Below are 11325 nucleotides of genomic sequence, written 5' to 3' on the forward strand. Positions count from 1 at the left end.
ATCGGTGGTTATTGTTTTTCCGACTTGCCGTCATAGCGCTTGCGCCATTCGGTCAGGATGCTGTCGCGGTTTTTCGACGCCCAGGCAAAGTCATTCTTGATCAACCGCTGCTCGTAGTCCGCCGGCAACTCGGTCTGCGGCTTGGCGATGCCCGGCTGGGCCAGTACCGCGAAGTTTTCCTTGTACAGCTCCATCGCCGCGGGGCTGGCGGAGAAGTCGGCGAGTTTCTGTGCCGCGTCTGCGTGGGCAGTGCCCTTGATCACGGCAGTGGCTTCGATATCCCAGCCCAGGCCTTCTTTCGGCAGGATGATGTCCAGCGGTGCGCCCTGGCGCTTCAGCTGAACGGCCGGGTATTCGAAGGAAATGCCGATCGGGAATTCACCCGAGGCCGCCAGCTTGCACGGCTTGGAACCGGAGTGAACGTACTGGCCGATGTTCTGGTGCAGGTCGTCCATGTACTGCCAGCCCTGCCTCTCGCCGAAGGTCTGCAACCAGGCACTCACATCCAGGAAGCCCGTGCCGGACGAGGCCGGGTTGGGCATCACAATCTTGCCCTTGTACTCAGGCTTGGTCAGGTCCTGCCAGCTCACCGGCTTGCTCAGGCCCTGCTTTTCGGCTTCGACGGTGTTGAAGCAGATGGTCGCAGCCCACACGTCCATGCCGACCCAGGCCGGCGGGTTGGCGGCGTCGCGGTAGTTCGCACCGATCTTGCTCAAATCTGCCGGTGCGTAGTTTTGCAGCATGCCCTGCTGGTCGAGGATCGCCAGGCTGGAAGCGGCCAGGCCCCAGACCACGTCAGCCTGAGGGCGGGCTTTTTCGGCAAGCAGCTTGGCGGTGATGATGCCGGTGGAATCGCGCACCCATTTGATCTCGATGTCCGGGTTAACCTTTTCAAAGGCCTGTTTGTAGGTCTTCAATTGCTCGGCTTCGAGGGCCGTGTACACGGTCAACTCGGTCTTGGCGGCAAAGGCATTCAGGCTGAACGCAGTGAGCACAGCAGCGGCTAACGCCAGGGGCTTGAACATGGTGCAGTTCCTTTATGGATGATTTATTGACCGGGCGCGGTTTGGCGCCAGGCCTGGGAGCGGCGCAACAAGCCGCGTGAGGCCCACGCCAGCAGCAAGGACACGCCCGCCGAGGTGAACAGGATCAGGGTCGACATGGCCGCCGCACCGCCGACGTTGCCGGCGTCGTCCATGTTCAGCACGGCGACGGCGGCGAGAATGGTGTCGGGGCTGTAAAGGAAGATCGCGGCGGAAACGGTGGTCATCGCCGAGACGAACAGGTAGCGCACGATGTCCAGCAGCGCCGGCAGGCAGATCGGCACGGTGACCCGCAGGTAATGGCGGTACAGCGGCGCCTTCAGCGACAGCGCGGCGGCTTCGAATTCCGCGTCCAGTTGGCGCAGGGCCGTGGTGGCGGTCATTTGGGCGGTGGTCAAATAGTGAGCAATGGTGCACACCACCAGCAACGTCATGGTGCCGTAGAGCACATGCAGCGGGTTGCCGTTGAGGTTGAAAAAGAACACGTAGCCCAAGCCGAGCACCAACCCCGGCACCGCCATCGGCACGAAGCTGAGCATGCGCAGCGCCAGGTTCAGGCCCTTCTGGCCCCTGGTCTTTTCCATCAGGTAGGCGCCGGTGAAGATCAGCACGCTGCCGATCAACGCGGTGCACAGGGCCATGGTGATGCTGTTGCGGTAGGCCAGCCAGCCGCCGCCGGCCGTGTCTTCGAACTGGTAGTGGGCCAGGGACAGCGACAGGTTGTAGGGCCAGAATTTCACCAGGGATGAGTAGACCGCCATGCCGAACACCAGCAGCAGGATCGCGCAGATCAGCAGGACGATGGCCAGGTAGCAGCCGTCCCGCAGCTTCGACGGTGCCGGCTGGAACACCTGGGCGCGGCCGCTCATGGAGTCGCCGTGACGACGGCGTAGCCAGGCGTCGACACCGAAGCTGAACAGTGCCGGCAGCAGCAGGACCATGCCGATCAAGGCGCCCCGCCCGAATTGCTGCTGGCCGACCACGGCTTTGTAGGCTTCCAGCGCCAACACTTGGTAGTCGCCGCCCACTACAACAGGCACACCGAAGTCGGTGATGGTCAGGGTGAACACCAGGCAAAACGCGGCAAACACGGCCTGGCGCGTCGCCGGCCAGGTGATGCTGCGAAACGCCCGGGCGGGACTCGCGCCCATGCTCGATGCGGCATCGAACAAACGTGCATCCGCCAGGGAAAGCGCCGACAACAGGATCATCAAGGCATGGGGAAAGGTGTAGATCACTTCGCCGAGGACGATGCCCCAGAAGCCATAGATGTTGTCCGACAGCAGCCCGCGCAACATGCCCTGGTTGCCGAACAGGTAGACCAGCGCAATCCCGGGCAACATCGACGGCGCCATCAACGGCAGCAGCGACATGCCGCGCCAGATCGCCTTGCCCGGAATAAGCGTGCGTTGCAAAGCGTAGGCAAACAGATAAGCCAGTGGTACGACGATGGCGGCAACGCTGCCGGAAACCTTCAGGCTGTTACCGAGCAACCAGTGGAAATTGTCGCTGGTGACCAACTCCCGCGCCGCCACCAGGCCACCGCCCTGCCCGGCTTCACTGCTGAAGCCGCGCCAGAAGATCGCCAGCAGCGGCATCAGCACCGCGACGCCCAGCAGGCACAGCCAGAGCAGCTTGCCGCCGACTACAAAAATACGGTCGCCGAGTTCGGCACGGGAAACCTGACGAGCCACGTTATCGGGTATCGGCAGAGTCATATCGCGGGCCATCTCAGGCAAACACCTGCAGGCTGCGCGGGGGCAGCGCGACCCAGATGTCCTGGGCGCCAAGGCGCGGCATGGCTTCCGGGGCCAGCTCGGCCAGCAGCGGATGGCCGGGCAGTTGGTCCAGCTCGAAGCTCATGCGGCAGCGGTTGCCGAGGAAAGTGATCTCGCGGACCTTGGCCGGGAACAGGTTTTCTTCATGCACCGGCGGGTTGACGCTGATGGCTTCCGGGCGGCAGAACAGACGGCCCGATTTTGCGGCACCGGAGTTTTCCGCCAGGCGCATATTCATCCCGCCGACCTGGGCGTGGCTGGCGCTGTTGCGGCTGAACGGCAGCCAGTTGCCCTGGCCGACGAACTCGGCCACGAACGGTGTGGCCGGGCGGTCGTAGATTTCCTGGGGCGTGGCGTACTGCTCGACCTTGCCGTTGTTCATCACGGCAATGCGGTCAGCCATCAGCATGGCCTCGTCCTGGTTGTGGGTGACCATCAGGGTGGTGATGCCCAGGCGACGTTGCAGTTGGCGCAGCTCGGTGCACAGATGCTCGCGCACCCGGGCGTCGAGGGCCGACATGGGTTCGTCCAGCAGCAGCAAGGACGGCGCCGGCGCCAGGGCGCGAGCCAGTGCCACACGCTGTTGTTGGCCGCCGGAAAGTTGGCCGGGGTATTTCTTTTCGCTGCCCACCAAACCCACCAGTTCAAGCATCTGCCCGACACGCTTGCGCACTTCATCACGGCCACTGCCGGTGAGGCCGTAGCCGATGTTCGCTTCGACGGTGAGATTGGGAAACAGCGCGTAGGACTGGAACAGAATGCCGTAGTCCCGAGCCTGGGGTGCCAGTAGGGAAACATCGCGGTCGCCGAGGTACAACTCGCCGCTGTCCTGGCGCTCCAGGCCGGCGATGCAGCGTAGCAAAGTGGTCTTGCCGCAGCCCGACGGGCCCAGCAGGCACACCAGTTCGCCAGCGGCGACGTCCAGGGACACGTTATCCAGCGCGGTGAAGGCGCCGAAGCGTTTCTGTACACCGCGCACCTTCATTGGCGCGCCGGGATTAGTCATGGCTGTGTTCATGGAGGCACCTCATCAAACTGATGAAGGTCATCCTAGGCAGGCAATGCGTCCCTCTTGTGGCAGAAAGGCAAAACGTGGCGATAGTGGTATTGGTGGATTTGGGTAGGGCCAGCAGATTGTTCCTACGCTCTGCGTGGGAATACATCCTGTGACGCTCCGCGTCACGACCTTAAGAGCGGACGCGGAGCGTCCAGGCCGGCATTCCCACGCAGAGCGTGGGAACGATCAGCTTTAGATCGGCGACATTTCCTGCGCCAACCCCAGGAACGCCGCCGGCAACCGGGCGCCCTTTCGCTCTTTGAGGCAGTACAAATACTCGGGAATCTGCGGGGCATTCTCGATGGTCAGCACACGCAGTTGCGGATCGTGGGGCACTTCCTGGCGGGCAATGATGCTGATGCCGATATTGCGCAACACCGCCTCACGGATCGATTCCCGGCTGCCGATCTCCAGCAACGGCCCGTAACTCACGCCGGCGCCCTGCAACATCTCTTCGGTCAATCGACGGGTGGTCGACCCCGGCTCGCGCATCAGCAAGGTATGCCCGGCCAGCGCGGTCAGCGGTACATGTTCAAGTACCGCCAGCGGATGATTGCGATGCACCGCCAGCACCAGCGGGTCCATGCCCAGTACCCGCCGGATCAGGCGCGGGTCTTCAAGCAATTGGGACGAGGCGGCGACGTCGACGCGGTAGTCATCCAGCGCTTCCAGCACCTGCTGGGAGTTGCCGATCTCCACCGAAACCTCGACCTGCGGCAGCCGCTCGCGGAAGGTCTTGACCAGGTCGAGGATGTAATAAGGTGCCGTCGCGGCAATCCTCAAGGCTCCTTGTACCTGGCCACTGTTGCGCAGGAAAAACTCGATGTCCGCTTCCTGCTGCAACAGCGCCTTGACCATCGGCAACAGCCGCGCGCCTTCGTCGCTGACGGTCAGGCGGCGCCCGCCACGGTAGAACAACTCCACCGAGTACTGGCTTTCCAGGTGACGAATCTGGGTGGTCACCGTGGGCTGGCTGAGCCCGAGCTTTTTCGCCGCCTGGGTAATGCTGCCCAGGCGGGCGACCATGTAAAACGCCTTCAGCTCGGCACTCAGCACACCACCCTCTCATCGACTATTTGCGCAGCAGGCGCAGACCATTGAATACCACCAGCAGGCTCACGCCCATGTCGGCGAACACCGCCATCCACATGGTGGCCATCCCAAGGAAGGTCACCGCGAGGAAGATCGCCTTGATCACCAGGGCCAGGGCGATGTTCTGCTTGAGGATACTCGACGTTTGCCGCGACAGCCGAATGAATGCTGGAATCTTGCGCAGGTCGTCGTCCATCAGGGCCACGTCGGCGGTCTCGATGGCGGTATCGGTACCCGCAGCAGCCATGGCAAACCCGATCTCGGAACGGGCCAGCGCCGGGGCGTCGTTGATGCCGTCGCCGACCATGCCGACCCGGTGGCCCTTGGCGTAGAGCGCTTCGATGGCTTGCAGTTTGTCGGTGGGCAACAAGTCGCCCTGGGCCTGGTCGATACCCACCTGATCGGCGATCGCCTTGGCCGTGTGGGTGTTGTCGCCGGTCAGCATCAGGGTCTTGATGCCCAGGTCATGCAACTGCTGGATGGCTTCGCGGCTGGTGTCCTTCACGGTGTCGGCCACGGCGAACAGCGCCAGCGGGCCGGACTTGTCCAGCAGCAGGACCACGGACTTGCCTTGTTTTTCCAGGGCGAAGAGCTTCTTCTCCAGGGCCGGCGAGCACAGGTTCAGCTCTTCCACCAGACGGTGGTTGCCCAGGTAGTAGACCTCGCCATTGATTTCACCCTTCACACCGCGACCGGTCAGGGCCTCGAAGTTATCCACCGTGTGAACGGCGAGATTCTTATCCACAGCCGCGTTCGCGATGGCCAAGGACACCGGGTGATCGGAGCGCCCGGCCAGGCTTGCAGCCAAAGCCGGTGCGCTGTCTTCCATGTTCGGGAACAGCGCCAGGTAATCGGTTTGCACCGGCTTGCCGTGGGTGATGGTGCCCGTCTTGTCGAGGGCCAGGTAGTCGAGTTTGTAGCCACCCTCCAGGTACACACCGCCCTTGATCAGGATGCCTTTGCGCGCCGCGGCGGCCAGGCCGCTGACGATGGTCACCGGGGTGGAAATCACCAGTGCACATGGGCACGCGACCACCAGCAATACCAGTGCGCGGTAGACCCATTCAAACCACACACCGCCCATGAACAGCGGCGGAATCAACGCCACACCCAGGGCAAAGATGAACACCGCCGGGGTGTAGACCTTGGCGAAGGTGTCGACAAAACGCTGGGTTGGCGCGCGGGCGCCCTGGGCCTGTTCCACGGCGTGGATGATCCGCGCCAGGGTGGAGTTGTTGGCGGCTGCAGTGACTTTGTATTCCAGGGAGCCGGCCTGGTTGATGGTGCCGGCGAAGACTTTGTCGCCCACGGTCTTTTCGATCGGCAGGCTTTCACCGGTAATCGGCGCCTGGTCGATGGTGGACTGGCCGGAGGTGACTTCACCGTCCAGGCCAATGCGCTCGCCGGGACGAACCCGCACGATGGCGCCCAGTTCAATGACTTTAACCTCCTTTTCAACCCAACTGCCATCTGCCTGAAGGACCGTGGCCTGTTCCGGCGTCATCTGCATCAAGCCGCTGATGGCGTTACGTGCGCGGTCCAGGGACTTGGCCTCGATCAACTCGGCCACGGTGAACAGGAACATCACCATCGCCGCTTCCGGCCACTGGCCGATCAGGATCGCGCCGGTGACGGCGATGCTCATCAGGGCGTTGATGTTCAGGTTGAGGTTTTTCAGGGCGATCCAGCCCTTTTTGTAGGTGGTGAGGCCGCCGCTGAAGATAGAGATCAGCGCGACCAGGGCAATCACCCACGTCGGGGCTGCGTTGGTGAAGTGCAGCACTTCAGCACCCAGAGCGCCCACGCCGGACACGGCCAGCGGCCACCAGTGCTTCTTCGCCGGCGGCTCAGCCGGGGCGACGCCTTCTTCGATGGGGTCCGCCTGCATGCCCAGGGACTTGATGGCGTCGATGATCGGCGCGGTCGTCGGCAGGTCGTGAGTGACGCCGAGAATGCGGTTGATCAGGTTGAATTCCAGCTGCTGCACACCCGCAAGCTTACCCAGTTTGTTCTGGATCAGCGTCTGCTCGGTGGGGCAGTCCATGGCTTCGATGCGGAAGGTGCTCAGCCGCGAGCCCGCTGTCGGGGCTTCGGTCAGCTTCACCAGCGCCGGCGCGGCCTTGCTGGAACAGCAGGAATCGCCATGGCTGCCATGGTCGTGCTTCTGCACAGGTTTGAGCTTGGGGCCGTGATCGTGCGCGTGGTCATGATCATGGTCGTGCTTGTGCGGGGTGTGGATGGAATCGCTCATTCTGTCGCGTCCGTAAAGGTGCCTGTTGCCAAGTAAAGACCCTGTAGCCACTATAGGGTCAAGCATCCTTTTGGAGATTGCTGCGATGAAGATCGGCGAATTGGCAAAATTGACGGATTGCCAGGTGGAAACCATCCGTTATTACGAGAAAGAAGGCCTGCTGCCGCCGCCTGCGCGCAGTGACGGTAATTACCGGCTGTACACCCAGGCGCACACCGAACGGCTGGTGTTTATCCGCAACTGCCGCAGCCTGGACATGACCCTTGAGGAAATTCGCAGCCTGCTAGGCCTGCGTGACAGTCCTCAGGACCAGTGCGAAAGCGTGAATGCATTGATTGACGAGCATATCCACCACGTCAAGGCGCGGATCGACGGGCTTATGGCGTTGCAGGAACAGTTGCTCGACCTGCGCCAGCGCTGTGGCGGCGGGCCGGATCTGGATCAGTGCGGGATTTTACAGCGGCTGGAAGTCAGCGGGAGTGTCGCGGCCAGCGAGGCTGAGCCCTCACATGTGGGCAGAAGCCACGGGCATTGAATGTGTACACAAAAAAATGTGGGAGCGGGCTTGCTCGCGAAAGCGGAGTGTCAGCCACTGAATGTGTTTCTGATACACCGTATTCGCGAGCAAGCCCGCTCCCACATTTGGACCGAGATCGCTTTTAGATCGCGACATCGGCCTTGATGCTTGGATCAGCGTCATAGCCCACGATTTCAAAATCTTCGAATTTGTAATCGTAGATCGACGCGGGTTTGCGCTTGATCACCAGTTCCGGCAGCTTCTTCGGCGTGCGCGCCAGCTGGGTCTGGATCTGTTCCATGTGGTTGCTGTAGGCGTGGGTGTCGCCCGTGGTGACGATGATCTCGTGAGGGATCAGGTCGCACTGCTGGGCCAGCATATGGGTGAGCAACGCCAGGGCCGCGGTGTTGTACGGCAGGCCGAGGAATACATCTGAGCTGCGGATGTACAACTGCATCGACAGATGACCGTCATGCACAAACGCCTGGTACAGCAGGTGGCAAGGTGGCAGCGCTTGCTTGCCGTCCCGGGCGTTCTGCTGCGGGCTTTTGGTCTCGTCCGGCAGGTACTCGACGTTCCAGCCGTGAAACAGGATGCGGCGGCTGTTGGGGTTGGTCTTCAGCGTCTCGACCATGTAGTCGATCTGGTTGATCTTGCCGCCGTCCTTGGTGGGCCAGGCGGTCCACTGCTCGCCGTACACCGGGCCCAGGTCGCCGTCTTCGGTGGCCCATTCGTCCCAGATACGCACGCCATTTTCGTTCAGCCACTTGATGTTGGTGTTGCCACTCAACATCCAGATCAATTCGTTGGCGATGCTTTTGAAGTGAAGCTTCTTGGTGGTCAGCAGCGGGAAGCCGTCGGCCAAGCTATGCCGAAACTGACGGGCAAACACGGCCTTGGTGCCGGTGCCGGTGCGGTCGCCCTTGGTCAGGCCATTGGTCACGACATCGTTCAGTAGTTCGAGATATTGCTTCATGTGTATACCTGTATCGTTGAAGCCGGGACCCTCGGGCCCCGGCGTTCGAATTTAAAGCGCGGTGTTCTTGATGCCTTGCGGGCGATTGTAAGCCCACCACAGCAGGCCCAGGCCGGCGATGATCATCGGCAGGCTGAGAATCTGACCCATGGTCACCCAGCCCCACGCCAGGTAGCCCAGCTGCGCATCCGGCACCCGCACGAACTCGACGATAAAGCGGAAGATCCCGTAGAACAACGCGAACATCCCCGAAACGGCCATGGTTGGGCGTGGCTTGCGCGAGAAGATGTAGAGGATCAGGAACAGCGCCACGCCTTCCAGGGCGAACTGGTACAGCTGCGAGGGGTGGCGCGGCAATTGCGCCGGGTCGCTGAACGGCGGGAACACCATGGCCCACGGCACGTCAGTCGGCTTGCCCCACAGCTCGGCGTTGATGAAGTTACCGATGCGCCCGGCACCCAGGCCAATCGGCACGAACGGCGCGACGAAGTCCATCAGCTGGAAGAACGACTTACCGTTACGCCGGCCAAACCACCAGGCGGCGATCATCACCCCCACAAACCCGCCGTGGAACGCCATGCCGCCCTTCCACACCTCGAAGATCAGCGTCGGGTTGGCGATGTAGGCTGGCAGGTCGTAGAACAGCACATACCCCAGGCGTCCGCCGACGATGACCCCCATCGACATCCAGAACACCATGTCGGAGAGCTTCTCCTTGGTCCAGGTCGGGTCGAAACGGTTCAGGCGCCGGGAAGCCAGCAGCCAGGCACCGCCGATGCCGATCAGGTACATCAACCCGTACCAATGGATTTGCAGCGGACCGATGGCCACGGCCACCGGGTTGATCTGCGGGTAAGGCAGCATTGCGACTCCTCGTTAAATCAATAGTCATGGCGCATCGGACCATGCCGGTGCGCGATTAAGCCTGCGTTACAGCAAAAAATTCAGCCCTACGCAAAACAGCAGCCCGGCGAACAGCCGCTTGAGCAAGCGCGGCGACAACCGATGCGCCAGGCGCGCACCGAAACGGGCCGCCACCATACTGGTCAGGGCGATGCCCAGCAGCGCCGGCAAGTACACAAAGCCGAGACTATGCTCGGGCAGCAGCGGATCATGCCAGCCCAGAATCATGAAACTTAACGCACTGGCCAGGGCGATCGGCAAGCCGCAGGCCGACGAAGTGGCCACTGCCTGCTGCATCGGCACGCTGCGCCAGGTCAGGAACGGCACGGTCAACGAACCGCCGCCGGTGCCGAAAATCGCCGACGACCAGCCGATCACGCCGCCCGCCAGGGTCAGGCCGAGCTTGCCCGGCACCTGGCGGCTGGCCTTGGGCTTGAGCTCCAGGGTCATCTGCACGGCGATCACCAGGGCGAACACACCGATGATCTTCTGTAGATGCGGCCCGGAGATCGCCTCGGCGGTCAGCGCGCCAACGCCCGCACCCAGCAGGATACCCACGGCCATCCATACGAAGATCGGCCAGCGCACGGCGCCGCGCCGATGATGCTCACGCACCGCATTCACCGACGTGAAGATAATAGACGCCAGGGACGTGCCGACAGCGAGGTGGGTCAGCACCGCGGGATCGAAGCCCTGCAAGGTGAAGCTGAACACCAGCACCGGCACAATAATGATGCCGCCGCCCACGCCGAACAGCCCGGCGAGCATGCCCGCGCAGGATCCCAGCAGCAAATACAGCAGAAATTCCATGGGAGCCCCCGAAAACAGACCGGCATGTTAACGGATGCAAAGCACAGGGTTCTATGGGTAGAGTGGGCAAAACACAAAGGGATCGCCTTATGTGCCTGATTGTTTTCGCCTGGCGGCCGGGCCACGCCCAGCCGCTGATCGTCGCGGCCAACCGTGATGAATTTTATGCCCGGCCCAGTTTGCCGTTGGCCCAGTGGCTGGATGCGCCCCATGTTTACGCGGGCAGGGACCAGGAAGCGGGCGGGACCTGGCTGGGAGTTGGCGCAGACGGGCGCTTTGCGGCGCTGACCAATATCCGTGACCCGCACCAGCCGCCGGCGCGCAAGTCGCGGGGTGAGTTGGTGGCGCGCTTTCTCAGCGGTTCGCTGACGATTGACGACTATTTGGCCGACGTTAATGGCAGATCGATTGAATATGCCGGGTTTAACCTGCTGGTCGGGACGCGGGACGAGCTTTGGCATTACAACGCCAAGGAATCTGCGCCGACACCATTGGTGGCGGGGGTTTATGGGTTATCCAATGCAGGGCTGGATACGCCGTGGCCGAAGTTGTTGAAGGCCAAGGCGGCGCTGACAGAAGTGCTGGACGATCCGCAGCCTGAAGCCTTGCTGGGGATTTTGAGCGACCCGCAGACCGCGCCGTTTGCTGACTTGCCGGACACCGGCGTGGGCTTGGCGACGGAGAGTTTGCTGTCGAGTGTGTTTATTGCCAGCCCCAGTTATGGGACGCGGGCGAGCACGGCGCTGATTGTGAATGCCGACGGGACGCGGCATATCGTGGAGCGCAGTTTTGGGCCCTATGGCGGACAGTTGGGTGAAGTTGAACTCAAAATCTGAACCTCACGCAAACCAAATGTGGGAGCGGGCTTGCTCGCGAAGGCGGCGTGTCAGCCAATACA

At 62.3% G+C, this 11325-nt stretch carries 10 protein-coding genes; 2 read left to right on the plus strand and 8 right to left on the minus strand.

Annotated features, from left to right (window positions below; all coding sequences use genetic code 11):
- Positions 1–8 precede the first annotated feature (8 nt).
- The 5 genes from V6607_RS31120 to V6607_RS31140 form a co-directional block, all read right to left on the minus strand.
- Positions 9–1025, minus strand: coding sequence for a putative 2-aminoethylphosphonate ABC transporter substrate-binding protein (locus V6607_RS31120; RefSeq protein WP_134327484.1), 1017 nt, complete (start codon positions 1023–1025; stop codon positions 9–11).
- A 23-nt stretch (positions 1026–1048) separates the two neighbouring features.
- Positions 1049–2773: a putative 2-aminoethylphosphonate ABC transporter permease subunit gene (locus tag V6607_RS31125; protein WP_003213812.1), complete on the minus strand. Its 1725-nt coding sequence runs from the start codon at positions 2771–2773 to the stop codon at positions 1049–1051.
- A 1-nt stretch (position 2774) separates the two neighbouring features.
- A complete protein-coding gene (locus V6607_RS31130; protein WP_134327485.1) occupies positions 2775–3839 on the minus strand; it encodes a putative 2-aminoethylphosphonate ABC transporter ATP-binding protein in 1065 nt (354 codons plus the stop codon).
- Between the two features lie 231 nt (positions 3840–4070).
- On the minus strand, positions 4071–4934 hold the full coding sequence (locus tag V6607_RS31135) for a LysR family transcriptional regulator (RefSeq protein ID WP_102604108.1): 864 nt from the start codon (positions 4932–4934) through the stop codon (positions 4071–4073).
- A 16-nt stretch (positions 4935–4950) separates the two neighbouring features.
- Complete coding sequence (locus tag V6607_RS31140) at positions 4951–7221, minus strand: heavy metal translocating P-type ATPase (RefSeq protein ID WP_134327486.1); 2271 nt, start codon at positions 7219–7221, stop codon at positions 4951–4953.
- An 85-nt stretch (positions 7222–7306) separates the two neighbouring features.
- Between V6607_RS31140 and cadR the strand changes: the two genes are divergently transcribed.
- Positions 7307–7756: a Cd(II)/Pb(II)-responsive transcriptional regulator gene (cadR, locus tag V6607_RS31145; protein WP_003213819.1), complete on the plus strand. Its 450-nt coding sequence runs from the start codon at positions 7307–7309 to the stop codon at positions 7754–7756.
- A gap of 124 nt (positions 7757–7880) precedes the next feature.
- On the opposite strand, the gene V6607_RS31150 is transcribed toward cadR, so the two are convergent.
- The 3 genes from V6607_RS31150 to V6607_RS31160 form a co-directional block, all read right to left on the minus strand.
- Positions 7881–8714: a thymidylate synthase gene (locus V6607_RS31150; protein WP_003213821.1), complete on the minus strand. Its 834-nt coding sequence runs from the start codon at positions 8712–8714 to the stop codon at positions 7881–7883.
- Between the two features lie 51 nt (positions 8715–8765).
- Entirely contained in the window at positions 8766–9578 is an 813-nt protein-coding gene (gene lgt / locus V6607_RS31155; RefSeq protein WP_003213823.1) for a prolipoprotein diacylglyceryl transferase, read from the minus strand.
- 66 nt (positions 9579–9644) lie between these two features.
- A complete protein-coding gene (locus tag V6607_RS31160) occupies positions 9645–10427 on the minus strand; it encodes a sulfite exporter TauE/SafE family protein (RefSeq protein WP_134327487.1) in 783 nt (260 codons plus the stop codon).
- A gap of 89 nt (positions 10428–10516) precedes the next feature.
- On the opposite strand from V6607_RS31160, the gene V6607_RS31165 reads away from it, so the two are divergent.
- The gene (locus V6607_RS31165) at positions 10517–11263 is read left to right on the plus strand and encodes an NRDE family protein (protein ID WP_134327488.1); all 747 of its coding nucleotides are present in this window, start codon (positions 10517–10519) and stop codon (positions 11261–11263) included.
- Positions 11264–11325 lie beyond the last annotated feature (62 nt).

Origin of the sequence: Pseudomonas sp. KK18 (genome assembly GCF_037094675.1) — a bacterium.
Taxonomy (GTDB): Bacteria; Pseudomonadota; Gammaproteobacteria; order Pseudomonadales; family Pseudomonadaceae; genus Aquipseudomonas.